24 protein-coding genes and 1 pseudogene are annotated in these 22,660 nt (G+C 49.0%); 15 read left to right on the top strand and 10 right to left on the bottom strand.

Annotated features, from left to right (window positions below; translation table 11 throughout):
- Positions 1–17: 17 nt before the first annotated feature.
- The 3 genes and pseudogenes from QUE23_RS03920 to sppA form a co-directional block, all read right to left on the bottom strand.
- Positions 18–1,379, bottom strand: a complete 1,362-nt coding sequence (locus QUE23_RS03920) for an amino acid permease (protein WP_286349410.1) — start codon at positions 1,377–1,379, stop codon at positions 18–20.
- 168 nt (positions 1,380–1,547) lie between these two features.
- Positions 1,548–1,984 (bottom strand): annotated as a pseudogene (locus QUE23_RS03915) (copper resistance protein CopD).
- 48 nt (positions 1,985–2,032) lie between these two features.
- Positions 2,033–2,893, bottom strand: a complete 861-nt coding sequence (gene sppA / locus QUE23_RS03910) for a signal peptide peptidase SppA (RefSeq protein ID WP_286349409.1) — start codon at positions 2,891–2,893, stop codon at positions 2,033–2,035.
- An 81-nt stretch (positions 2,894–2,974) separates the two neighbouring features.
- On the opposite strand from sppA, the gene QUE23_RS03905 reads away from it, so the two are divergent.
- The 3 genes from QUE23_RS03905 (at position 2,975) to QUE23_RS03895 (ending at position 6,048) form a co-directional block, all read left to right on the top strand.
- Complete coding sequence (locus QUE23_RS03905; protein WP_286349298.1) at positions 2,975–3,205, top strand: hypothetical protein; 231 nt, start codon at positions 2,975–2,977, stop codon at positions 3,203–3,205.
- Between the two features lie 4 nt (positions 3,206–3,209).
- A complete protein-coding gene (locus QUE23_RS03900) occupies positions 3,210–4,571 on the top strand; it encodes an MFS transporter (RefSeq protein WP_286349297.1) in 1,362 nt (453 codons plus the stop codon).
- A gap of 79 nt (positions 4,572–4,650) precedes the next feature.
- Positions 4,651–6,048, top strand: coding sequence for a COG3014 family protein (locus QUE23_RS03895; RefSeq protein WP_286349296.1), 1,398 nt, complete (start codon positions 4,651–4,653; stop codon positions 6,046–6,048).
- 162 nt (positions 6,049–6,210) lie between these two features.
- Here QUE23_RS03895 and QUE23_RS03890 read toward each other — a convergent pair whose 3' ends face one another.
- The 7 genes from QUE23_RS03890 to QUE23_RS03860 all read right to left on the bottom strand — a co-directional run bounded on the left by QUE23_RS03890 (position 6,211) and on the right by QUE23_RS03860 (position 11,022).
- On the bottom strand, positions 6,211–6,885 hold the full coding sequence (locus QUE23_RS03890) for a 16S rRNA (uracil(1498)-N(3))-methyltransferase (protein ID WP_286349295.1): 675 nt from the start codon (positions 6,883–6,885) through the stop codon (positions 6,211–6,213).
- The gene (locus tag QUE23_RS03885; protein ID WP_286349294.1) at positions 6,885–7,277 is read right to left on the bottom strand and encodes a hypothetical protein; all 393 of its coding nucleotides are present in this window, start codon (positions 7,275–7,277) and stop codon (positions 6,885–6,887) included. The genes QUE23_RS03890 and QUE23_RS03885 overlap by 1 nt, the downstream gene beginning before the upstream one ends.
- Positions 7,277–8,233, bottom strand: coding sequence for a catalase family peroxidase (locus QUE23_RS03880; protein ID WP_434802004.1), 957 nt, complete (start codon positions 8,231–8,233; stop codon positions 7,277–7,279). Before QUE23_RS03880 ends, QUE23_RS03885 begins: the two co-directional genes overlap by 1 nt.
- A gap of 8 nt (positions 8,234–8,241) precedes the next feature.
- Positions 8,242–8,493, bottom strand: a complete 252-nt coding sequence (locus QUE23_RS03875) for an outer membrane beta-barrel protein (protein WP_286349293.1) — start codon at positions 8,491–8,493, stop codon at positions 8,242–8,244.
- The gene (locus QUE23_RS03870; protein WP_286349292.1) at positions 8,490–8,840 is read right to left on the bottom strand and encodes an outer membrane beta-barrel protein; all 351 of its coding nucleotides are present in this window, start codon (positions 8,838–8,840) and stop codon (positions 8,490–8,492) included. Before QUE23_RS03870 ends, QUE23_RS03875 begins: the two co-directional genes overlap by 4 nt.
- A gap of 241 nt (positions 8,841–9,081) precedes the next feature.
- Positions 9,082–10,254, bottom strand: a complete 1,173-nt coding sequence (locus QUE23_RS03865; protein ID WP_286349291.1) for a TerC/Alx family metal homeostasis membrane protein — start codon at positions 10,252–10,254, stop codon at positions 9,082–9,084.
- The gene (locus tag QUE23_RS03860) at positions 10,255–11,022 is read right to left on the bottom strand and encodes a PP-loop family protein (RefSeq protein ID WP_286349290.1); all 768 of its coding nucleotides are present in this window, start codon (positions 11,020–11,022) and stop codon (positions 10,255–10,257) included. It abuts the gene before it with no gap.
- A 173-nt stretch (positions 11,023–11,195) separates the two neighbouring features.
- On the opposite strand from QUE23_RS03860, the gene QUE23_RS03855 reads away from it, so the two are divergent.
- Genes QUE23_RS03855 through QUE23_RS03800 form a run of 12 tightly spaced genes read left to right on the top strand, consistent with a single transcriptional unit; the run spans position 11,196 to position 22,654 of the window.
- Positions 11,196–11,588, top strand: coding sequence for an NAD(P)H-quinone oxidoreductase subunit 3 (locus tag QUE23_RS03855; protein WP_286349289.1), 393 nt, complete (start codon positions 11,196–11,198; stop codon positions 11,586–11,588).
- A complete protein-coding gene (locus QUE23_RS03850) occupies positions 11,570–12,079 on the top strand; it encodes a NuoB/complex I 20 kDa subunit family protein (protein ID WP_053940615.1) in 510 nt (169 codons plus the stop codon). The genes QUE23_RS03855 and QUE23_RS03850 overlap by 19 nt, the downstream gene beginning before the upstream one ends.
- 11 nt (positions 12,080–12,090) lie before the next feature.
- Positions 12,091–12,894, top strand: a complete 804-nt coding sequence (locus tag QUE23_RS03845) for an NADH-quinone oxidoreductase subunit C (protein WP_286349288.1) — start codon at positions 12,091–12,093, stop codon at positions 12,892–12,894.
- On the top strand, positions 12,894–14,123 hold the full coding sequence (gene nuoD / locus QUE23_RS03840) for an NADH dehydrogenase (quinone) subunit D (RefSeq protein ID WP_286349287.1): 1,230 nt from the start codon (positions 12,894–12,896) through the stop codon (positions 14,121–14,123). Before QUE23_RS03845 ends, nuoD begins: the two co-directional genes overlap by 1 nt.
- Positions 14,120–14,368 carry an NADH-ubiquinone oxidoreductase subunit E family protein gene (locus tag QUE23_RS03835; protein ID WP_286349286.1) on the top strand — a complete coding sequence of 83 codons (249 nt, stop codon included), beginning with the start codon at positions 14,120–14,122 and terminating at the stop codon, positions 14,366–14,368. Before nuoD ends, QUE23_RS03835 begins: the two co-directional genes overlap by 4 nt.
- Complete coding sequence (locus tag QUE23_RS03830; protein ID WP_286349285.1) at positions 14,356–16,749, top strand: NADH-quinone oxidoreductase subunit G; 2,394 nt, start codon at positions 14,356–14,358, stop codon at positions 16,747–16,749. Before QUE23_RS03835 ends, QUE23_RS03830 begins: the two co-directional genes overlap by 13 nt.
- Complete coding sequence (gene nuoH / locus QUE23_RS03825; RefSeq protein WP_286349284.1) at positions 16,746–17,735, top strand: NADH-quinone oxidoreductase subunit NuoH; 990 nt, start codon at positions 16,746–16,748, stop codon at positions 17,733–17,735. The genes QUE23_RS03830 and nuoH overlap by 4 nt, the downstream gene beginning before the upstream one ends.
- A 9-nt stretch (positions 17,736–17,744) precedes the next feature.
- Entirely contained in the window at positions 17,745–18,473 is a 729-nt protein-coding gene (gene nuoI / locus QUE23_RS03820; protein WP_286349283.1) for an NADH-quinone oxidoreductase subunit NuoI, read from the top strand.
- A complete protein-coding gene (locus QUE23_RS03815; RefSeq protein WP_286349282.1) occupies positions 18,466–18,990 on the top strand; it encodes an NADH-quinone oxidoreductase subunit J in 525 nt (174 codons plus the stop codon). Before nuoI ends, QUE23_RS03815 begins: the two co-directional genes overlap by 8 nt.
- The gene (gene nuoK, locus QUE23_RS03810) at positions 18,990–19,292 is read left to right on the top strand and encodes an NADH-quinone oxidoreductase subunit NuoK (protein WP_104691110.1); all 303 of its coding nucleotides are present in this window, start codon (positions 18,990–18,992) and stop codon (positions 19,290–19,292) included. Before QUE23_RS03815 ends, nuoK begins: the two co-directional genes overlap by 1 nt.
- A 13-nt stretch (positions 19,293–19,305) precedes the next feature.
- The gene (gene nuoL / locus QUE23_RS03805) at positions 19,306–21,150 is read left to right on the top strand and encodes an NADH-quinone oxidoreductase subunit L (RefSeq protein WP_286349407.1); all 1,845 of its coding nucleotides are present in this window, start codon (positions 19,306–19,308) and stop codon (positions 21,148–21,150) included.
- A 1-nt stretch (position 21,151) separates the two neighbouring features.
- Positions 21,152–22,654 carry a complex I subunit 4 family protein gene (locus QUE23_RS03800; RefSeq protein WP_286349281.1) on the top strand — a complete coding sequence of 501 codons (1,503 nt, stop codon included), beginning with the start codon at positions 21,152–21,154 and terminating at the stop codon, positions 22,652–22,654.
- Positions 22,655–22,660 lie beyond the last annotated feature (6 nt).

The following is a 22,660-nucleotide window of genomic DNA, read 5'->3' as shown; positions in this document are numbered from 1 at the left end:
CCAAACTTTGTTTAAGCCTATCCCCATCTGCCCTTAGTGAGGTAGTAGCCCAAATAGCATAAAAGGGTGTAGCCAATGGTTAAATACGCCCCGATGCGTTGATCTGGGTCCATATACGCCCCCACCACCCCCACAAGCGACCCACTAATGCCAATAAACTGGATCAAGGGCAAAAAGGGCGCGCGGTAGGGTAAGTCGTTCAAGGATTTGCCCGAGGTCACAAACTGCTTTCTAAAATTATACTGCGCCACACTCACACTGATCCACACAATGATTACGCTAAAACTGATGATGTTGATTAAAGATTCAATGATCTTTTCAGGGGCGTAGGCTTGGGTTAGCATGCCTAAAAGTGAGAAACCCATAGACAAATACATGGCGTAAACGGGTGTGCCTTGCTTATTGAGTTTGGCAAAAATGGGGGGGAACATCTTTTTTTGCGCCAAGCCATAGACCATACGGCTAGAGGCATAAACCCCTGAGTTGGCGGTGGATAAAATCGCGGTGATGATGACAAAGTTCATCACATCGGCGGCGTAAGGGATACCCGTGCCCATAAGGGGCAAAGAGATGCGCTCTAAAGTCGCCACAAAGGGGCTTTTAGCGATGCTCGAATCCGTCATGGGTAAGAACACAGAGATCACGATCACCGAGCCTAGAAAGAAAAACACAATGCGCCACAAAGTCGCTTTAATGGCTCTTGGCATCGCCACGCTCGGATTCTTTGCCTCCCCTGCTGCCACGCCCACGATCTCCGTGCCCGTGTAGGCAAAGATCACGGCCAAAATCACCCCAAAGGCCCCAGCAAGCCCCTTAGGGAACAACCCTGCCTCCAGCCCTAGACTCGGGTTGGCCTGCGCCATATAAAAATTTGCCCACACCGAGTTAAAGCCGTGTAAGTAGATTTGGTAAACAATCCCCACCACCCCCAAAACGATGAAGATAAACACAGCAAATACTTTAATGGAGGCGAGGAAAAACTCCCCCTCAGCAAAGATTTTCACCGAAAAGGCGTTGAGTAAAAAAATCAACACAATACAGCCCATGACAAAATAATACACGGGCACATGGGGAAACCAGCGCTGCATTAAAAGCCCCACCGCGATGTACTCCACCGCCACGGTGATGACCCAGCCCACCCAATACATCCAAAAAACCATATACCCCGTAGCGGGCCCAATAAATTGGCTTGCGTAGTCGCCAAAGCTACCCGTAGTGGGGTAGACGCTCGCTAGCTCACCCAAGGACAAAATAATAGAGTAGACAATCACCCCGCCCACTATGTAGGCGATCAATGTCCCTAAAGGCCCGGCATTGGCGATGTTGCCCCCCGTGCCCACAAACAACCCCGTACCGATCGTCCCACCTAGGGCGATCATCAACAACTGGCGTACCTTAATGCCCCGTTCTAAATGCTCGTTTTCCACAAACTTCCTTTCAGCTCCCCTCTTCAAACGCCGCCCACGCCGTTTAAAACTGCCTCAAGAAAGAATGCCACACGCTCAAATTTAAATAATGGGGGGGTAGAGCCGTGTAAAGAGGGCACATCAGACATACCACATGAGTTTAGCGCACACAATGATGAGAGCGCCTAGAATCAACGCAGTGGGGTGGATGATGCTTCCAATAGGGTTTTTTCTGTTTAAAAATTTACAAGTGAGCGCAATTGCCACCATCACAAAAATCCCCCCAGCAAAAAGAAGTTTCAACATAAGCACCTTTTGAAAAGGCGTTTGCAAATACCCCTTATCCCCCCAATGTACTGGCTCACCATCATCCCCCCCGTAATCAAGAGCAACAACACGCAAATGGGCATGATTTTCACTGCCCGCTGGCCGATCCCCTGCTCTGCCTTGTTGGCAATCTCATCACCATAAAGCTTTTTGACATTGGGCAAAATCACCACATCAAAGAACAAGTAGCCCAGGAAGATCACGGCACTAAAGAGGTGGATGATGAGAACATAGGGGTAAATTGCAGCCATAGCCATCCTTTTGTGTGGATAAAACCCCAGATTATAACTTAAGTTTGGCTAACGAAGCCCCACTCCCAAATACCGCCCCACAATTTGGGCACTGGATTGCAAGAGTTTATCCATCAATCGATCGAGGCGGTCTCTTTGCAGCCACAGGGGATTTTTGACATGCGCCATTGTCTGCAAGGCTTTAATGGCTTGGTTGTAAGTGCCTATGTGGTCTATGAGGTGCAAATCTAGGGCTTCTTTAGCGTTAAAGATTTTGCCCTCAGCAAAATCGGGGGCGTGGGTGGGGTCTAACTTGCGTGCCTTAGCCACATCGCCCACGAACATTTGATATTCTTGATCCAATAAACGCTCTAGGTATTGCTTTTCTTTGTCCGTCCACGCCCTTGTAAAAGTCCCCACCTCTTTATACGCCCCCTTAGCCAGCCCCTGCGCTTTGATCCCCAGTTTATCCATGAGGGCTTGGATATTCACACTGCTAAAGATCACCCCAATAGAGCCGATGAGCGCACCCCGATTGGCATAAATCGCATTGGCTGCCATCCCTGCGTAATAGCTCCCGCTTGCCATCACCCCCTGCACGTAAGCCACCACAGGCAGTTTTTGCCGAAGCTCGGCGATCATGTCGTTGAGTTCTACGCTTGCGCTAATGCTCCCCCCGGGCGAGTCGATGAGTAACAACACGCCCTTGACGCTTGGATTTGCCAACACTTGTTTGACTTGTGCCCTTAAGGTTTCGCTCTCAAAAATAGGCCCATAGAGATAAATTTTGGCTAGATTAGGCGGGGGGGTCTGTGTGCTCTCTTTACTCATAAACACAAACAGCACAATCAAGATCAAGACAACCGCCTTGAAATAGCGGGTGATGAAGTCTAGGGGGGTGGTGATCAACTTTGCCAACTTGGCGAGCATGACAAACTCCAAAAAGGGGATAAATCCTTATTATACTACCTTAAATGAAAGTGTGTTATAAGCCTAGCAAAAAGAAAAGCGATGGCGTGCAAGTTCTGCCCCAAAGTGAAACGGGGTGATTTGTTGTTTATTGTCGTGTCGGGGTTGGCCTTTTATGGGGTTTACACCTACCAAATGCACCAGGTCCAACAGGCGCAAGAAGAAAAACGCGCCCAAGACTTGAGGAAATTGCAAGAGTCTTGCGTGTTGCACCACGACAAACAGGCGTGCCACGAAGTTTTTAAGCGGGGCTCTAAAGAGCCACAAAGGTAGCCCAATGTTGCAAAAGATTCTCCCCCTCGTGTTTGTGTCCTCCCTGCGTTTTTTAGGGCTGTTTATTGTTTTGCCCGTGATCTCTTTATACGCCGTGAGCTTCAAGGCTTCAGCGGCGATGATGGGCCTAGCGGTGGGGGGGGCGTATCTCACCCAAATTTTATGCCAAACTCCGATCGGGATTTTAAGCGACAAGTATAGCCGTAAAAAGGTCGTGCTGTGGTGTCTGGGGGTCTTTGTGGTGGGCTCTTTTCTGTGCTTTATCGCGCACAATATCCAAACCCTTGTCATCGGGCGTTTGATTCAGGGCATGGGGGCGATGGGAGGGGTGCTTAGCGCCATGATCGCCGACCTTGTGGAAGAAGAAAAGCGCACCCACGCGATGGCGATGATGGGGGCGGGGATTTTTTTTAGCTTCACAGCGGCGATGGTGATAGGCCCTAGCATTGGCATGCGCTTTGGGGTGCAGTGGCTCTTTATGTTAACCACTCTTTTGACTCTAGCCTCCATGCTCTTAATGGCATTTAAAGTCCCCGAACCGCCTAAAATCATCTACACGCTCAAAGAAAAGCCCCGCTTGCTAGACGCTTTAAAAAACAAGGATATTTTTATCATCAATAGTTGCTCTTTCTTTGAAAAGTGCTTGATGACCTTGATTTTTGTCTTGATCCCCCTAGCCTTGGTGCATGAGTTTAAAATGGATAAGGGAGTGCTTTGGAAAATCTACACCGCGGGTGCAGCCCTTGGCATGGTGAGCATGGCCCCTGCGGCGATCATCGCTGAAAAGTTCCACAAAGCTAAGGGCGTGCTTTTAAGCGGGGTGTTCTTGTTCTTGCTCGCCTATGCGTGCTTGGCTTATGCCGACAGACATGCAAACTCGCCCACAACTTGGCTCTTTCTTGCAGGGATCATGTGCTTTTTTGCCGGCTTTGGCACGCTTGAGCCGATCATGCAATCTTTGGCGAGCAAATTTGCTAAGGCACACCAAAGAGGGCTAGTGCTTGGCATGTTTGTTTCGTATGGCTATGTAGGGTCGTTTGTGGGGGGAATGTTGGGTGGGATGGGTTACACTTATTTAGGCGTGGAGAAGGTGGCGATCCTTGTGGTCGTGGTGTGTGTGCTGTGGTTGGGGCTTGTAAGCCTGCTAAGTAATCCTAGCCGCCAAAAAAATGTCTACTTCCCTTTGGATGCTTTCGACCGGGAGAAATTTAAAACTATTGAAACACAAGTGGGGATCATTGAGTGGTATATTAATGAGAGCCAAAACACGATCATCGTCAAATACGATGCCCTGCAAACCAGCGAAGAGCAAATCATAGAGCTGTCCGTGGGCTTTAGAAAGGGCGCGCAGAGCGGCATTTATTGACTGGGGGGGGGGAATATTTTAAGTTTTCCCCAGTTTTTCTCAAGTAAAATTGGTATTTATTTTTGAGAAAAGGGAATGTATGTTTAGATTGTTGAGTTATGGCAGTGTGGCTGTGGCGGGTTTGATCTTAGTGGGGTGTGCGCACACGGCGAGCCGTGGGGAGTTAAGCCAGTTCCAACAAGCCTATTACGCCAAAAACCACCAACGAGCCGACCAAGTGTCTAAAAGTGCTTTGGCCGAAGACAAGAAACAAAAAGACGCGCCCTTGTGGAATTTAGAAAGTGGGGTGAACGCTTTCATGATGGCTCAGTATCGAGTGTCTCTAGACACCCTAGACAAGGCGAACAAGACCTTTGATACGAACTTTAAAGCTATGGAAAAGGGCATTGATAAAGTCGGGGCGGCCACTTATGGTTCAGCGATGAATGTCCCCTATGAAGGACATATGTATGAGTGGGTTCTCACCAACTACTACATGGCCCTAGATTATGCATTCTTAGGCAGTAAACAAGACGCAAGGGTGGAGTTTAACCGCACCATCGACAGAGAGCGCCGCATTAAAGATGCCTACAATAAAGAGTTGGCGAAAGCTGAGGCTGAGTTTCAAAAAGCCAGACAAAAAAACGCCTCCATGGCAGACAAAATGGTGGCTGGAACATCGAGTCTAGACAGCGAGCTTAAAAGCCGTTTTTCGAATTTAGAGCGCTTTAGTGCTTATAATGGTTTTGTCAATCCCCTTGTCAATTATGTGGGTGGTCTGTTCTTTGCCAACAATGGGGACGATAGCAAGGCTATTGACGAATTAAAAGAGGTCTATGGGGTGAGCCGTAACAAAATCGTGGGCGAGGATTTGAAAAACCTCATACACCACAGCCGTGAAAAATACACATGGGTGATTGTGGAAGATGGCATGCAACCCACTTTACAAGAATATAAAATCCCCTCACTCAACTTTGCCCTCCCCACCCTCCAAGATGGGCAAGATTTCCACAACAGCTTTAAAATCGTAGAAAATGGCAAGAGTGAAAACATGGGCGTGTTGTCTAACTTTGCCATCATCTTCCAAAAAGAATACCAAGCCACCCTCCCTGCGATCAAACACAGAGCCATCGCTTCGGCCATTTTAAAAACCGGTACAGAAGAGGCTCTTAAAACAGCTGGAAATCTTGCACCCGGATACGGGGGGTTGGCTGCCAGCCTAGGGGGCTCTATTTTGCATGCAACCAACAAAGCCAGCACTGCCGCCGACACGAGAAGTTCTAATGTGTTCCCTAACATCGTGTATTTGGGGCGCGTGGACAACAAAAGCCATCAATTCAGCATCCAAATTGACAACTTGCATAGAGAGTTTAAGATCGCCCCCTGCCATGGCAAAGCCGCCGCACCCGGGCAAGTTTGCAGCGACACCAACAACATTATCTTTGTCCGCACTTTCCCCAGCCCCAAAGAGTTGAATGTAAGGGCACTTTCTCTCTAGGCCTTAAAGCTGTGGCTCTTTGGGCCACGCCTTAACCTTGCAGAATCCACAAGCCCCGCCTAAAGGCGCACTCCCCCTAAATCCCACTCTCAAGCAATGCTTAAGTCCGCACTAAATACCCCATAAGCCACACCAAACAGCCCACAAAGCACTAAATTGAGCCTACGGCTTAAGGCTTAAGGCAGCACCAAAGAGCGCTGCGCCCTCACTTGTCAGCACTAAGTTAGAGGGGCTAAAGATCGCCCGCTCTTTAAATAGCTCTCTTTCTTGGGCACTAAACCCCCCTTCAGGGCCGATGATGATCCCTTGTTGCGCGTTTAAACCTCCAGCCTTTCCGCCTAAGTCTAAAACCCCCGCTTGTGGGTAAAGCTCTAGCGCACTTTTTAAGTTTTGAAGCACCTCTAAGGGCATCAAATCGCTGCGTCCGCATTGTTCACAAGAAGAAATCAAAATCCGCCCAAATCTTTCTAATTTGTTTTTATCCAGCCGTTCACTTCTTTGGCTAAATTCACCCATAAAAAAGCTGATTTTAGCCACCCCCATTTGGTTTAAATAGGGCAGGACCTTTTCTATGTTTTTCGTGTTGATGAGCGCCCAAATTAAATGCGCGCCCTGTGTGGGACGCTTAGGCTGGGTTTGTGTGCTGACGAGTTCTAAAATTGCCTTGCGCTTTTGCACGCTTAGAGGTTTGTAAAGATAGACATTGTCGTCTTGTAAATTACGTAAAATGAGCTCTTGTGTGCCCAAAGTACGGCGGCTGAGATAAATATGCGTGTAGGCCTGATCTTCTAGGCATAAAGTGGGCGTGCCCGCTTGTGGGTGGTAAACAAAGCGCATTAGAAAAACAAGGCAAGGCACAAGAGCAAGTTTAGCCCATACAGACCCTTGCACCATTGGATGTAAGCAAGCATCAACGGCTCTTTGGTGCGCGCGATTTTGAGCTTACGCACCCGCCATATTTCGCCCCCACACACCACCGTCAACACAAGCCCCATGAGCCCCACCTTCCACGAAAAGTGAAAGCGTTGCATCGCCCACAAAAACACCCCGCTAAAAAACGCCATTGCCACCCACATGAAGACCATGGGCATGGTGAAGTAGAGTTTTTTGTTTAAAGAAGCGTAGTTTTTGGCGAGCCACAAAAAGGCCAGGTTTAAGAGAAACAGCACGGGACCTAGCGCCATTAAAAAGACATGGAAGCTAAGCGCATTTTGCCACGCCAATCCCATCATTGCCGCTTAGAAAAGGTGATCGAATACACTTCGTTGCGTAGGTTAAAGAGCGGGTCTTTGGGCGGTTCTACTCCACTAGGCAACATACCCGGCATAAACACTTCGCCATTGCACCCATGCCCCTTGTAGGTTTGCACTTTAAGTTGCCCGATGGTGATTTCCTCGTGCTTGCCATGCCATAACTTGGTCGTGTCGTTTGTGGGGTCGTTTTTATTGGCGAGCTCTAAAACCATGTTGTAGACAATGGGAGCTTGGGCGACTTTTTCTTTAAAATCCTTTTCTAAAAAGTCATTACCCACACGCTTGAGTTCAGCGTGGGTTAGATTATGCACCCCTGCCACAGGCACAAAGCTAAAGCGGGCAGGCAAGAAACGCTGCGTGTTCTTGTCCTTGAAGTAAAAAGTGTGCGTGGAGTAGTAGCGGGTGTTGGCGACACTCTTGCTCACCCCCATGCTTGCCATATAGTGGGCGAAGTTTCTAAAGCTTTCCACTTCCTCAGTAACTTTTTTAATTTTGGCTTGATCGACATGCCCATTTTTGGGGATTTGCATTTCCAAGAATTTGCCAAACTCTTCGGGGTTTTTAGCAAAATTGATAGGCGCATTTGTCATCACGATCACCCAATCGCTGTCTTTACCAATCCTAAGTGCCATGCCCCGCGATTTAGATTTATCGCTGGCGTGTGGGTTGCCCCCGCCAAGGGAGTAGCGCACTTCTGTGGGGATGCTTTTTTGTTCTAAAAGGGGGATGTCTAGCCTAGAGTCCTCATTAGGCACAAAGACTCCGCTTGCGCAAAAGCCCTTGGTGTGGTTGATTTTCTTATGCGGGTTTTTAGCATCGCCATTGAGTTGGTAAAACAAGGCAGCGATTTTTTGCGCATCGTAGACTTCCTTAGCGTGGGTGAAAGAGAACAAGATTAAGGGCAAGAACAGCGAGGGAACAAGTTTCAACACCACTCCCCTTAAAAGTTGTAAACATAGTTGGCGTACAAGTCAATCACCCGTCTAAAGGAATAGGTTTGATTGTAGCCCCTGAAAGCCTCTGTGTAGTAGGGATCGTTGATGGTAGGGACTCTAAAGCCCACTTCCATGCCATTGTGCGCCCCGAAGTTCGCCCGTATCCCAAAGTTAAACATCCATTGCACAAAAGTGGGGGAGTAAGTCGCATTGGGGTTGCCGATGGATTGTTTAAGATAGTAATTGTTTGTGCTCACACAAGTGCCCCCCGCTTGCACTTGCGTAAGGCACACATCATTTGCCTTGCCTGCTCCCAAAGTCCAGCTGTCCCCCCCACAGCCATGCTCCACAAAGTACCGATCTCCGTGCCCCTGTTGTGGAAGAAGGTCCAAAGCGCATCGATGCCCACGCCATAAAAGAAATTGCCCACGGGCCCCTGTATGGGGTATCTATACCCCGCTTTTTGCGAAAAGCCCCCTCCTTGTAGGCTGATGAGTCCATAGTAGCGCACGCCCCAGTGTCTTTTTTTGCCAAAGAATTGTTTATAGCCCCCACAAAATCCACCCCGCCCATGTTGGCAGAAAAGGGGCTTGTCGAAGTCCAATTAGGGGTGCGTTGCGCCCAAGACCCCGCTGCGTGGGCATAATCCACCCCCGCTTGCACGTACCAGCCATCCTTGGCTGCCTCTAAGGGCAAGCAACTAAAAAGAGCCCCCAAACCCAGCATCTGATAAACTATTCTTTTAAACAAGCAAACCCCTTATTGTATGAAATAAAATATATTTTAGCAAAATTTAGCCCCATCGACTCCACTTTTAGACCCTTAAGCCCATTTTAAGACTCCATTTAAGGCTTATTTTGCCCCCCCTCAAGTTTGCTGACCCGATCCTCTAACTCTTGCAGTTTATGCTCGCAGTTTTCTAACCGGGCACTTGTCAAGCCCGCCATCCCTTGTTTGGGTGCTTCTGCGCTTGGTGCTTGAAACTTTTCTAGGGGGCTAGGCGTGCTTTCTTCCTTGCCCTTAAGTAAGCTAAGCCCCACGCCCCCACCCAGCACGCCCAGCACAATGTAAAGGCTCATGGTGGGGCTGATGTCCACGCCCACACCAAAGAGATGTTTAGTGGCGACCAAAATGAGCTTTAAGCTAATGAACGCCAACACCACAATCACACTTTTTTCTAAATAGATCAAATGCTCCTTTAACACCTCAAGCACAAAATACAGACTTCTAAGCCCTAAAATGGCAAACATCATCGCGCTGTAGATGATTAAGGGCTCTTTACTCACGGCAATCACGGCCGGCACGCTGTCAAAGGCAAACATGACATCGCTCAGCTCAATCACCGCTAGGCATAAAAATAAGGGCGTGGCGATGATTTTGGCCTTAGCAAAGGCGCTTTGGTGGTGTAGCGCGCTTGCCTCTTGCCCCTCTAAGTTGCGCTCTAGGGTGCTTAATTGCTCTTTTTTGATGAAAAAATCATGCCCAACTAATTTAGGGTAGACGGGGAAAAATTTATACACCAAGCGGTAGGCTAAATGTTTGGAGTAGTCCTCCTCGCCCGTATCCTCTTCTTTCTCTTGGTTTTTCACCATCACCACACAGCTATAGCCCACCAGCAAGCCAAAGACAATTTCCACATAGGCGGATAAATGCATAAGGCCGCTGCCCACCAGCACAAAGATGAGCCTAAAGACAATTGCCCCGATGATGCCATAGTACAGCACGCGGTGGCGGTAAATCTCGGGCACTTTAAACCACGCAAAAATCGCCATCATGACAAAGAGATTATCTACGGACAGGGCTTTTTCTAACACATACCCCGTTAAAAAGAGCGACACGCTCACCGCACCGTCATGCCAGTATAAATAGAGGGCAAAGAGCAGGGCCGTGCCCACCCAAAAAAGCGACCAACCTATGGCACTTTTAAGCCCCATCACCTGATCGTGGCTGTGCGCTTTAAAGTCGATGAAAAGGGCTAGAGCCATAAAAAGCAAGAAAACGATTAAATCAAGTCCCATTCATGCTCCCTGTGCGTCTAAAAAGGCGTGGTCGCTAAAGCTGTTGGCATGCAGGTTGCAAAAGGCGTTTTTAAGCGAAGTGAAAAGCGTGGGGTTAGTGCGCTCCATCTCTCTTAAAAAGTTCTTAGTTGCGAGCCTGGCGATGGGGGGTTTGTCCGAGTCGGGTTGTTTGGTAGGGCAGTTGCAATCGGGGGCGGTGGGGATGTTTTGGGATTTCACAAAGTCGATGCTTTGGCGCTCTCTGATGTGGATGAGCGGACGGATCACAAATAACCCATTTTCTGCCTTGTAAATGGGGGGCATGCTGCGTAAGCTCCCATTGTAAGTAAAGTTCATAAAAAAGCTTTCTACGGCATCGTCTAGGTGGTGGGCGATGGCGAGTTTATTAAAGCCATTTTCTAAAGCATAGTTGTAAAGCACGCCGCGGCGCATGCGCGAGCAGAAACTGCAATAGGAGCTTTGCTCCCGGCGCTTTTCTCTAATGGTTTTAGCGATGTTGGTGTGTAAAATCTCATGGGGGATATTTTGCTCTTGGCACAGCTTGGTGAGCCACGCCAAATCTTCATTGAGCCCATAGTGCACGGTGGCGGCCTTAAAGCTGAAACTAAAGGGAGCGTGTGCTTGCATGCGCGCCAAAATGCACGAGAGCAGGATCGAATCCTTGCCCCCACTTAAGCCCACTAAAACCTTATCACCCTCACCGATGAGATGGTAAGCGGCGTTTGTGCGCCCCACGATATTTAAGATTTTTTTACTGATTTCATACATGTCTGTCCCTAGCAATGGTTTGCACCGCAAAATATGGGGCAAGAAAGGGGCATTATAGCACAAAACGACACACTTACCCCCATTTGTGGCCTTGCCAAAAGTTCTAATTAATGAAATTATGCTTTAATAGTTGGGTTTAATGCTTAGTTTATCTTGGTTAATGGGAGTTACCGGTGGGCGTAGAAGATGTCGCCGAGCATCCTTACTTCGGGGTGTTTGTCTTATTGGTCTTTAGTTTTTTTGTCTTTAATTGGACCTTGCGGATACAGCGATTCATTAGCCGCAAGTTGGCGCGCAAGCAAAACGAGAAGTTGAAACTCGCCGCCTACGAGTGCGGCCCGTTGAGCCTCAAGCAGCAAAACCGCTTGAGCCACCAGTTTTATGCGATGGCGGTCTTGTTTATTCTCTTCGATGTGGAGATCGTCTTTATGTTCCCTTGGGCGTTGGACTTTAAAGAGTTGGGCCTTTGGGGCTTTTTTGAAATGCTAAGTTTTATCGGCTTGTTGGTTGTGGGCTTTGTTTATGCCCTAAAGAAAGGAGCGTTAGAATGGCACAGCATGCAGTGAGTTATCTAAAAAATGGGGGGCTACCCATCGCCCTAACAACTCTAGATCGCCTTTTAAACTGGGGGCGCAGCAACTCGCTTTGGCCCCTCACCTACGGGCTGGCGTGCTGTGCGATTGAGATGATGGCGACCGGGGGCTCGCGCTTTGACTTCGATCGCTTTGGCACGATCTTTAGGGCTTCGCCTAGACAATCCGATGTGATGATCATCGCGGGCACCCTCACCAAAAAGCACGCCGAATTTACAAGAAGGCTTTACGATCAAATGCCCGAACCTAAATGGGTGATCTCGATGGGATCGTGCGCAAACACAGGCGGGATGTTTAACACTTACGCCACGGTGCAAGGGGTGGATCGGGTGATCCCTGTGGATATTTACCTGCCCGGGTGCGCGCCCCGCCCTGAAACCTTGCAATACGCCTTAATGGTCTTACAAGATAAAATCCGCCGCCAAAAAGCCCTGCCCGAAAACAACCAAAAACGCTTGATCTAAAGGCTTAACTCATGGTTAGAAAGCAACGCCCTAATGCCAATGTCCAAAAGCAAGTCCATTACTCCGATCGCTTTTATGTCGTGCCCGCCACGCCCAAAACACCCATCATCGGCTCGCCCTATGAGGTGATTTACAACCATTTAAGCTATTACCACAAGGTGCTCGATTGCTTTATAGAGATAGACACGGCGGTGTTTGTCATAGAAGTGCAAGAAGTGGCACAGGTCGCTGAAAGGTTAAAAAATTTGGGCTATGAAACTTTAAGCGAAATGAGCGCGATCGACTTTTTGGAAAAGCGCAAAGAGTTTGAGCTGTTCTACCAATTCTTATCCTACCTGCCCGGGTATGCCAACAAGCGCCGGGTGCGCCTAAAAGCCACACTCAAACAAGAGGAGCGCGCGCCCACACTGAGCCATCTTTTTAGATCCGCCCTGTGGAGCGAGAGAGAAGCTTACGACATGTTTGGGATTGTCTTTGAAAACCACCCACACTTAAAGCGCATTTTAATGCCCGATGATTGGGTGGGTTACCCGCTCTTAAAATCCTACCCACTTAAAGGCGATGAACACGCCGCGTGGTATGAAGTGGATAAGATTTTTGGCAAAGAGTATCGAGAAATCATAGGTCCCGAGCAAAGGGACAGCGCCAGAGTCGACGACAAAGACACCTTTAACTTCTCCAAAGTTGGGCATGAGCAAGATAAGGATAAGGGTCTGCCCGCCACCGACAACCCACAAAAATACACTTTCCAAAAGTCCCTTTTTGTCAAAGATTTACACGACAAAGACCCTACAGAACTCAAAGAGCGACCCTAATGGCACAGATTTTTACCAAACTCAAACCGCAATTTGAAAATGTCCTTTTTGAAAGGGACGATCACAAAATGGTGATCAACTTTGGTCCCCAACACCCTTCTTCACACGGGCAGTTGCGCCTAATTTTAGAGCTCGATGGAGAGAAGATCACCAAAGCCACGCCTGAGATCGGCTATTTGCACCGCGGCTGTGAAAAGCTGGGCGAGAACATGACCTATAACGAATACATGCCCACCACAGATCGCCTTGACTACACTTCTTCTACGAGCAACAACTACGCCTTCGCCCACGCGGTGGAGACCTTGCTAGGTGTACCAATCCCTAGACGCGCGCAGGTGATCCGCACGCTTTTGTTGGAATTAAACCGTGTGATCTCCCATGTCTTTTTCTTGAGCGTGCATGCGCTGGATGTGGGCGCGATGTCGGTGTTTTTATACTGCTTTAAAACCCGTGAATACGGGCTAGATTTGATGGAGGATTATTGCGGCGCAAGGCTCACCCACAACGCGATTCGAATCGGCGGCGTGCCGTTAGATTTACCGCCCAACTGGCTAGAGGGCTTAAAAGCGTTCATGAAAGAGGTGCGCGAGATGCATAAGCTCGTTAGTGGGCTGCTAGATAGCAACCGCATTTGGAAAGCCCGCCTAGAAAATGTCGGCACGATCAGCCAAGAGCAAGCCAAATCGTGGGGAGCTAGTGGGATCATGTTAAGAGGCACGGGCATCGCCTATGATGTCCGCAAGGAAGAGCCTTATGAGCTTTATCCTGAGTTAGATTTTGACATTCCCGTAGGCAATTATGGAGACAGCTACGATCGCTACCAGCTTTACATGCTAGAAATTCTAGAGTCTTTACGCATTTTAGAGCAGCTCATCCCCATGTACGCCCCCACAGAGCCGCAAATCATGGCACATGCCCCGCAGTATTTTAGCGCGCCTAAAGAGGACATCATGACCCAAAATTACGCTTTGATGCAACATTTCGTGTTGGTAACTCAGGGCATGCGCCCACCTAGAGGCGAGGTGTACGCGCCCACAGAGTCGCCTAAAGGGGAGCTTGGCTTTTTCATCCACTCAGAGGGCGAGCCCTACCCTTACCGCTTAAAAATCCGTGCGCCCAGCTTTTTCCATATAGGCTCGATGCAAGATATTTTAGTGGGGCAGTATTTAGCGGACGCGGTTACCGTCATTGGCTCAAGCAATGCGGTTTTTGGAGAGGTGGATCGATGAGGCGCTTTGATCTACGCCCTTTAAAAGAAAACGAGGCGGTGCTCAAACGCATGGGCGAGATCTTAGATCGCAGTGTGAGCGCGGGAGAGGTGGTGATTTTTATGTTTGAGGTGGTGGATTTTGACATTGTGGAGCAGAGCGCAGAGGCGATCAAAGAGAGGGGAGATATTTTGATGAACTCTTTGCGTTTTAATCGGGTGGATTGGACTTTAGTGGTGAAAAAGGCAAGCGCATGCCAAGCATAGAAATAGACGGGCAAAAGGTCGAGTTTAGCGAAGGGCAGACCATTTTAGAAGCGGCACGCAGTGCGGGCGTGTATATCCCGGCTATCTGTTATCTAAGCGGGTGTGCGCCCACGGTGGCGTGCAAAATGTGTATGGTCGAGGTGGAGGGCAAGAGGGTGTATGCGTGCAACACCAAGCCCAAAGCCAACACCAAAGTCGCCACAATGACTCCCGCTTTAGTGGCTGAACGCCAAATGATCATGCAAACCTACGATGTCAATCACCCCCTAGAGTGTGGCGTGTGCGATAAAAGCGGCGAGTGCGAGTTGCAAGACATGACGCATAGGACCTTAGTCGATCGCCAGCCCTTTAGTGTGCGCGACAATCTCAAGCCCTTTGCCTTTTGGGCACAAGCCTCCTACGACCCGAATTTATGCATCATGTGCGAGCGCTGTGTGACCACCTGCAGCGACAACATTGGCGATAGCAATTTAAAGGCAAGCAAGGCGGCTTTACACGCCCCGGACAAATTCAAAGAGAGCATGCCCAAAGACCCTTTTAGCGTGTGGAGTCGCAAACAAAAGGGCATGATCGCCTTTGTGGGCGCAACGCCTTGTTTTGATTGTGGAGAGTGCATCGCCGTTTGCCCGGTGGGGGCGATTGTCTATAAAGATTTTAGCTATAAAGCCAATGCGTGGGAGCTAAAACACATCGATTCGACTTGCATGCACTGCGCGGCCGGGTGCTTGATCGACTATGAAGTGCGCCATTTTGACACTTTGGGCGAAGAGCAGCGCATTTTTAGAGTCGGCAACGACTTTTACCACAACCCCATCTGCGGGGCGGGGCGCTTTGCCTTTGATTTAAAAGCATCTAAAAAGGGCAGCAGCAACATCGAGCAAGCCGTGCAAAAGCTCAAAGAGGCAAAGGCGGTGTATGTCGGGGGGGATATGACCAATGAAGAGGCTTATTTGCTCGAGCAAATGCGTCGCATTTGTGGCTTTAGTCTACACAATGATAAACTTTACGCCTACCAAGAGTTTTTAAAGACTTTTAGCCCCACGCCCCACGACTTAAAAGATTTAAAAAGCTCTAGCTGTGTGCTCTCTTTAGGCTCTAGACTAAAAAATGAAAACCCCCTACTTAAATACGCCCTAGCCAATGCTTTAAAGGTGAATAAGGGCACAAGTTTGATCTACGCCCACCCCCTAGAAGACATGGCAATAGAGAAAATGAGCCGTAGCGTGGTGCCCGTGTACCACGCTGTGGGGGCGGAAGAGATCCTTTTAGGGGCGTTTCTCATGGCTTTGGGCGTGAATAGCCCCAGTTTAGAGAGTTTAAAAGCGAGTGCCCTTATTGAGCCTAAGCCCGAGCCTACAGAGCCCACAGAAAACGCTGAGAACACAGAGGGCGAGGCTAAAGCAGAGGCACAAAAAGCCGAGCAAAAGCCCCCTGTCTATGCCATGCTTGAAAACGCTAAGTTAGACAGCCCCACCTTTGAGAAAATCAAGGCCTTGCTAGAGAAAGCCCCAAGTGTGGCTCTTTTGATCGGGCCTGAAATTTACACCCACCCCAAAGCGCGCAACATCGCCTTAATGTTGCAAGAGGCAAGCCAGTTAGAGAAACTCAAAATCTTTTTAATCCCCCCCACAAGCAACGCGCTGGGTATTGTGTCGCTTTGCACCTTAGAAAAAGACAGCCACGCTGGCCCTAGTGTGGGGGTGCGTGCCAAAGGGGATTTTGTGCTTGATAGCGATTGTGTGGATATAAACGGAGTGGCGCAAAATGCGGTGGATTTTATTTTACCCAGTTTTAGCCAAATGGAGGCGACCATGACCAATTTAGAGGGACGGGTGTTGCCCCTACGCCCGGCTTTGTCTTATGAGGGGCTAGATTTTGCCGACATCGCGCAGCACTTTGGCTTTTATGGCGAAACTTTAGCCGAATACACCCACGAATTGCCCCAAGAAAAGGGCTTTTTAGGCGTAGCCTATGACGATTTGACAAATTTTTACGCCAATGACAAGAGCAACCACAGGGGCTACAAACTTAAAAGCACGCCTAGCACGCCACAAGAGGCAAGCCAACCTATTAGCCCCCTAGAGAATGTCAGCGGATTCAACGCCTATTTGCAATTTGCTGAGACGCAGTTCAACACCCACACCCTAAAGAGCCAAAACCTACAACTCAAAGAGGGCATTTACACTTCTAAGGCACATTTAGAGAGTTTGGGGCTAGAAGAGGGCACACTCATTAGCCTAAGAAGAGAGGGGCACACACTCACGGGCAAAATTTACATCGATCACAGCCTAAAAAGCAGCGTGTTTATGGTGAGCCCTAGCCTAGATACTAGCGGGGTGTTTAGCGCTCCCTTTGAAACCTTAGAATGGGAGCGTGCATGAGTGCCGAGATTGTAGAAACTCTCATTAAAATCCTTGTAGTGATCTTAGTCTTTTCTGGGCTAGGGGCGTTTGGGACTTATTTGGAACGCAAAGTCTTAGCCTATTTTCAAAGGCGTTTAGGCCCCACTTATGTCGGCCCCTTTGGCTTGTTGCAAGTGATCGCCGATGCGATCAAGCTTTTCACTAAAGAAGACATCATCCCACAGCACGCCAACCGCTTGATTTTCTCTATCGCTCCTGTCATCGCGATGGTGAGTGCGTTTGTGAGCATGGCACCTATCCCTTTCTTTGGCGATTTTCAAATCTTCGGGCACACAATCAAGCCCATCATCTCGGACATCAATGTTGGGTTATTGTTCTTTTTGGCGGTGGGCTCGGCGAGCATTTACGCCCCCCTTTTAGCCGGGCTCGCCTCTAATAGCAAGTATTCTTTAATCGGGGCGGCAAGAGCGACCATTCAGCTCTTAAGCTTTGAGGTGGTGAGCACCTTAACGATTTTAGCCCCCATTATGGTGGTGGGCTCTTTGTCTTTGGTAGAAATCAACCACTACCAAGAGGGCGGGATGTTGCACTGGCTTGTCTTCAAGCAGCCCTTAGCGTTCTTTTTGTTCTTGATCTCTAGCTACGCAGAGTTGAACCGCACGCCCTTTGACTTGCTCGAGCACGAAGCCGAGATTGTGGCCGGCTTTTGCACGGAGTATAGCGGTTTGCGTTGGGGCATGTTTTTCTTAGCCGAATACGCCCACTTGTTCGCCTTTTGTTTTGTCATCTCCTTAATTTTCTTTGGAGGCTACAACGCATGGGGCTTTATCCCGGGCGGCATTGCGATTTTAATTAAAGTGTGTTTCTTTGTGTTCTTGTCCATGTGGGCGCGCGCGACCTTTCCCCATGTCCGCCCCGATCAACTCATGCGCATGTGCTGGAAAATCATGCTCCCTTTAGCCCTAGTCAATATCCTAGCCACCGGGCTTATCATCTTAATTTAGGAGGAGTGCATGGGCAAACAAACCTATAAATGGCTAGACCCTAAAAAGCCAAGCCCCAAACTTTTAGACACGCTCAAAACGAGCTTTGGGCTAGAGCTGTTTAAAGGCTTGGGGCTGACCATTAAAGAGTTTTTTAGTAAAGAGGTTACGATGCATTATCCTATGGAGGTGTTGCCCTTAAGCCCTAGATATAGAGCCGTGCACCACTTGCAAAGGCTTTTGGAGTCGGGCAATGAGCGCTGTATCGGGTGTGGGCTGTGTGAAAAGATTTGCACGAGTAATTGTATCCGTATCATCACGCACAAAGCAGAGGACGAGCGCAAATACATCGACAGCTACACCATTAACTTAGGGCGGTGCATTTATTGCGGGCTGTGTGCCGAGGTGTGCCCCGAGCTTGCCATTGTGATGGGACAGCGCTTTGAAAACAGCAGCGTGCAGCGCTCCCAATTTGGCGGCAAGGCGGAGTTTTTAACAGATGTGCAGAGTGCTAAAGATCACACCCACAAAGAGTTTGCCGGCTTTGGCGCGCCCAGCGACAACGCCAGCGATCGCCTGCAACAAACCCCCCTAGATTACGCCCTAAAAGACGAGAAAGAAGAAGGGAAAGAAGAGGGCAAAACAGAGGGGGCTAAAGAAACAAAAGAAGCCAAAGAGACAAAAGAGGTGAAGGAGGGGGCTAAAGGGGAGACTAAAGAAGCGCAAGAGAAACAAGAGAAGGAGGGCAGCCATGCTTGAAACCATCGCCTTTTATGTCTTTGCTGCCCTAACTTTAGGCATGGCGTTTGTGGTTGTCACCACCACGAACATTTTATATGCCATGACTTCCCTAGCCGCGGCGATGGTTTTTGTGTCTGCCTTTTTCTTTCTCTTAGATGCCGAGTTTTTGGGCGTGGTGCAAGTTTTGGTCTATGTGGGCGCAGTGGTGGTCATGTATGCCTTTGGCATGCTCTTTTTAAATGCGTCTGAAGAGGTGCAAGAGCGCAAACACGCCCCCAAAATCCCCGCCCTCCTAGCCATTGCCTTAGCCGTGGTGTTGGTGGCTCTCTTAGGCGCACCCTTTATCGCCCATTACGCCCACAATTTGCAAGAGAGTTTAGATCCCGATTTAGACACTTCCAACACGAGGCTCATAGGCTTTGTACTCTTTACAAAATACCTGGTCGCCTTTGAAGTGGGGGCGTTCATGCTCTTGGTCGCCCTGGTCGGGGCAATGGCAAGTGCCCTTAAAAAAAGCCCTACAAAGGAAAATTGATGGTTACCCTAGCACATTATCTGGTCTTTGCAGCTCTGCTCTTTAGCGTGGGGCTCTTTGGCATTTTGCGGCGCAAGAACATTTTAATGCTCTTTTTCTCCACAGAAATCATGCTCAATGCCATCAATGTCGCCTTTGTGGCGATCGCCCACTCTTTAAAAAACATTGACGGGCAGGTGTTCGCCTTGTTTATGATCGCCGTGGCGGCAGCTGAAGTGGCGGTGGGGCTAGGGCTTGTGATTTTGTGGCATAGAAAACACAAAAGCCTAGACATCGACACCCTAGCACACATGAGGGGCTAGTATGCAAGCTGGCATGTGTGCGTCTGTGGTGTTGGAGGCGGTGTTGTTGTTGCCCTTGCTAGGAGCTCTTTATGCGGGCTGTTTTGGCACTTGCCCGAAGAGCTTGCAAGTGGGGGTAGTCAATTCTAGCCTACTTGGCTTATCTTTTTTGGGGGCGTTGTATTTATTGAATTTGAGCCTACACGGCCAAAGTGTGCAGGCGGTGCTCTTTGATTGGATGGCACTTGGGGGCTTTAGTGTCAAGTTTTCTTTTGGACTGGACTCCATCAGTGCCGTTATGATTGTGGTCGTTACGCTCGTGTCTTTTTTGGTGCATGTGTACTCTATCGGGTATATGCACCACGACAAAGGCTATAACCGCTACTTTAGCTATCTGTCCGGCTTTGTCTTTTCCATGCTCGTGTTGGTGCTTAGCGATAATTTCTTAGGGCTGTTTGTGGGCTGGGAGGGCGTGGGGCTTTGCTCTTACTTACTCATTGGTTTTTGGTATCAAAAGACAAGTGCCAACAACGCCTCCATTGAGGCCTTTGTGATGAATCGCATCGCGGATTTAGGCATGCTCATGGGGATTTTGCTGGTGCAATGGACCTTTGGCTCGGTGCAATACTCCGTGATTTTTGCCAACATTGCCAACGCTGACCCCCACATTCTCTTTTATATCGGGCTCTTGCTCTTTGTGGGGGCGGTGGGTAAGAGCGCACAATTCCCCTTACACACTTGGCTGGCAAATGCCATGGAAGGGCCCACGCCCGTGTCTGCTTTAATCCACGCCGCCACTATGGTTACCGCCGGGGTGTATTTGGTGATTAGAGCGCACCCTTTGTATAGCGCACTGCCTGAGTTGGGTTACGCCGTTGCGTGCCTCGGAGCATTTGTGGCGTTGTTTGGCGCAAGCATGGCATTGGTGAATAAAGATTTAAAGCGGGTGGTGGCGTATTCTACCCTCTCACAGCTGGGCTACATGTTCGTGGGCGCAGGGCTTGGGGCGTATTGGATCGCGCTGTTTCACCTTTTCACCCACGCCTTTTTTAAAGCCCTGTTGTTCTTGGGGGCAGGTAATGTCATGCACGCCATGCACGATGGGCTAGACATTAGCAAAATGGGCGGGTTGTATAAGCCCATGAAAACCACGGCGATTTTAATGGGACTCGCATCCTTAGCCCTTTGTGGGCTCTACCCTTTTGCCGGCTTTTTCTCTAAGGATAAAATCCTAGAAGTTGCCTTTGCCACAGGCCACCATGGGCTCTTCTTGGCTCTACTCATTGGGGCGCTTTTTACGGCATTTTACAGCTTTCGGCTCTTAATGCTCGTGTTCTTTGCTCCCAAAGTGCATGCGATCGAGCACCCCCACGAAGCCCCTAGCTTTATGCTTGTAGCGATGCTGCCCTTAGCCATTTTAGCCGTAGTGGCAGGCTTTTTTGAGCATGGGTTTTTTGCCTTCGTGTCTCAGGCGATTAGCGTGCCCTCTTTTGCCGATTACCCCGTGCCTAAATTGCTTTTATTGGCCCTCACGACTATCGGAGTCTTGCTCTCCATTGCCTACGCTGTGTTCAAATACAAAAAGGGCTTTGCCAACAAAGAGGGTGGGTTTTTCTACCGCTTGCTCTTAAACCAATACTATATCCCCGCTCTATACAGCAGCATTTCTCGGGCGTTTTTGAACCTTGCCTTTTGGATATGGCGTAAAATTGAGGTGCGCACACTCGATGTCTTTGTAGATACCATCGCTAAAATCCCCACGCTCATTGGGCAAATGCTAAGCCCCTTACAAAGCGGGAATTTGAGCAGCGCATTGAGATTGATGGCTTTTGGGGTGGTGGCGATCATCCTTGTAGCAATGTTAAGTTTTTGGAGTTAATATGGACGCACTGTTGCCCCACCACTTTTTGAGCGTGCTGATCTTTTTCCCGCTTGTGGCGTGTTTGCCCCTCTTTGGCTTAAGTGAAAAGCACGCAAAACCCTATGGGGTTTTTGTAACCGCCCTTGAGCTTGCCCTTGTCGTGGGGCTGTGGGTGCTGTTTGACAAGGACACGGGGGTGATGCAATTTGAAGAGTTTGTCGACCTTGTCAAACAAGTGGGCATTAACTACCATGTGGGCGTGGATGGGATTTCTTTAACTCTACTCATTTTAACCGCTTTCATTTTATTCCTGCTCGCCATTTATGTCAGTAAGCACATTAAAGACATGCTCATTTGTATCTTGCTCTTAGAGGGGATTTTAATGGGGGTTTTTGTCTCCCTTAACCTCATTTTCTTTTATGTCTTTTGGGAGGTGTCGCTCTTGCCCGTGCTCTACATGATCGGGCGTTATGGCGTGGGGCCCAAAGTCTACTCAGGGCTTAAATTTTTCCTTTACACCTTTTTAGCCTCGCTTTTCATGCTCTTAGCTATTTTATACTATGCCCATGCGTGCAGCCTTGCCCTAGACACCCCCTTTAATTTTGACCTAGAAACCTTCAACAATGTGGTCTTACCTGCCCAAACCCGCCTGTGGGTTTTCATCGCCTTTTTTGTCGGCATTGCGGTGAAAATCCCCATTTTCCCCTTCCACAATTGGCTACCCCATGCCTATGGCAACGCCCCCGTGGTCGGTTCAGCGGTGCTCTCTGCCCTGCTTTTAAAAATGGGGACTTATGGCATGGTGCGCTTTTTGCTGCCTTTGTTCCCTAATGTGGTGCTGCACTACTTTTTGCCCTTAAGCGTGTTGGCCCTTTTAATGGTAGTCTATGGTGGTCTATTGGCAAGCGCACAAAAAGAGATGAAAAGATTGATCGCTTATAGCTCCATGTCGCATATGGGCGTGGCGGTGTTGGGGCTGTATGCGCTCAATGTGGAGGGCGTGGGCGGCGCGGTCTTTACGATGTTCTCGCATGGCCTAGTCAGTGCTGGACTGTTTATTTTGGTGGGGATTTTATTTGATCGATACAACTCTAGTAAAATAGTCGCCTTTAGGGGTGTGGCGCATTTGATGCCAAGCTATGCGGCGTTTTTTATGGTGCTCTTGTTGGCTAATGTCGGCATGCCTCTTACAAGTGGCTTTGTGGGCGAGTTTTTAAGCCTGCTGGGCTTTTTTAAAGCCTCTCCCATCATGGCGTTTTTGGCCGGAACTACGATCATCCTCTCTGCCATTTATATGTTAGTGCTGTATAAAAAGGTGTTCTATGGCACAGAGCCTTCAGGCCACTATGCGCTCAAAAAAGCTAAAGCCCTAAGCCCCTTAACTTGCAGTGAAAAAAGTGTCTTAGCTCTACTTGTGGCAGCGATTCTATTTTTAGGGATTTACCCCAAACCCCTTTTATCACCTATTGAACAAAGCGTGCAAGTGCTCTTAGAAAGCCTACAAGGGCGCATCAATGCCTAAGGAAGA

Source organism: Helicobacter felistomachi (genome assembly GCF_030296895.1).
GTDB classification, from domain to species: domain Bacteria; phylum Campylobacterota; class Campylobacteria; order Campylobacterales; family Helicobacteraceae; genus Helicobacter; species Helicobacter felistomachi.
The sequence above is the reverse complement of the archived record's forward strand: the minus strand, read 5'-3'. Positions and strand labels throughout refer to the sequence as shown.

Bases quoted from the DNA above. Each gene is read 5' to 3' on its own strand.
- QUE23_RS03860 (WP_286349290.1), bottom strand. From the start codon at position 11,022: ATGTATGAAATCAGTAAAAAAATCTTAAATATCGTGGGGCGCACAAAC.
- QUE23_RS03850 (WP_053940615.1), top strand. From the start codon at position 11,570: ATGGCACAGCATGCAGTGAGTTATCTAAAAAATGGGGGGCTACCCATC.
- nuoI (WP_286349283.1), top strand. From the start codon at position 17,745: ATGGGCAAACAAACCTATAAATGGCTAGACCCTAAAAAGCCAAGCCCC.
- QUE23_RS03845 (WP_286349288.1), top strand. From the start codon at position 12,091: ATGGTTAGAAAGCAACGCCCTAATGCCAATGTCCAAAAGCAAGTCCAT.
- nuoL (WP_286349407.1), top strand. From the start codon at position 19,306: ATGTGTGCGTCTGTGGTGTTGGAGGCGGTGTTGTTGTTGCCCTTGCTA.
- QUE23_RS03830 (WP_286349285.1), top strand. From the start codon at position 14,356: ATGCCAAGCATAGAAATAGACGGGCAAAAGGTCGAGTTTAGCGAAGGG.
- QUE23_RS03895 (WP_286349296.1), top strand. From the start codon at position 4,651: ATGTTTAGATTGTTGAGTTATGGCAGTGTGGCTGTGGCGGGTTTGATC.
- QUE23_RS03890 (WP_286349295.1), bottom strand. From the start codon at position 6,885: ATGCGCTTTGTTTACCACCCACAAGCGGGCACGCCCACTTTATGCCTA.
- QUE23_RS03900 (WP_286349297.1), top strand. From the start codon at position 3,210: ATGTTGCAAAAGATTCTCCCCCTCGTGTTTGTGTCCTCCCTGCGTTTT.
- sppA (WP_286349409.1), bottom strand. From the start codon at position 2,893: ATGCTCGCCAAGTTGGCAAAGTTGATCACCACCCCCCTAGACTTCATC.
- QUE23_RS03885 (WP_286349294.1), bottom strand. From the start codon at position 7,277: ATGGGATTGGCGTGGCAAAATGCGCTTAGCTTCCATGTCTTTTTAATG.
- nuoD (WP_286349287.1), top strand. From the start codon at position 12,894: ATGGCACAGATTTTTACCAAACTCAAACCGCAATTTGAAAATGTCCTT.
- nuoK (WP_104691110.1), top strand. From the start codon at position 18,990: ATGGTTACCCTAGCACATTATCTGGTCTTTGCAGCTCTGCTCTTTAGC.
- QUE23_RS03905 (WP_286349298.1), top strand. From the start codon at position 2,975: ATGGCGTGCAAGTTCTGCCCCAAAGTGAAACGGGGTGATTTGTTGTTT.
- QUE23_RS03835 (WP_286349286.1), top strand. From the start codon at position 14,120: ATGAGGCGCTTTGATCTACGCCCTTTAAAAGAAAACGAGGCGGTGCTC.
- QUE23_RS03800 (WP_286349281.1), top strand. From the start codon at position 21,152: ATGGACGCACTGTTGCCCCACCACTTTTTGAGCGTGCTGATCTTTTTC.
- QUE23_RS03865 (WP_286349291.1), bottom strand. From the start codon at position 10,254: ATGGGACTTGATTTAATCGTTTTCTTGCTTTTTATGGCTCTAGCCCTT.
- QUE23_RS03920 (WP_286349410.1), bottom strand. From the start codon at position 1,379: ATGATCGCCCTAGGTGGGACGATCGGTACGGGGTTGTTTGTGGGCACG.
- QUE23_RS03815 (WP_286349282.1), top strand. From the start codon at position 18,466: ATGCTTGAAACCATCGCCTTTTATGTCTTTGCTGCCCTAACTTTAGGC.
- nuoH (WP_286349284.1), top strand. From the start codon at position 16,746: ATGAGTGCCGAGATTGTAGAAACTCTCATTAAAATCCTTGTAGTGATC.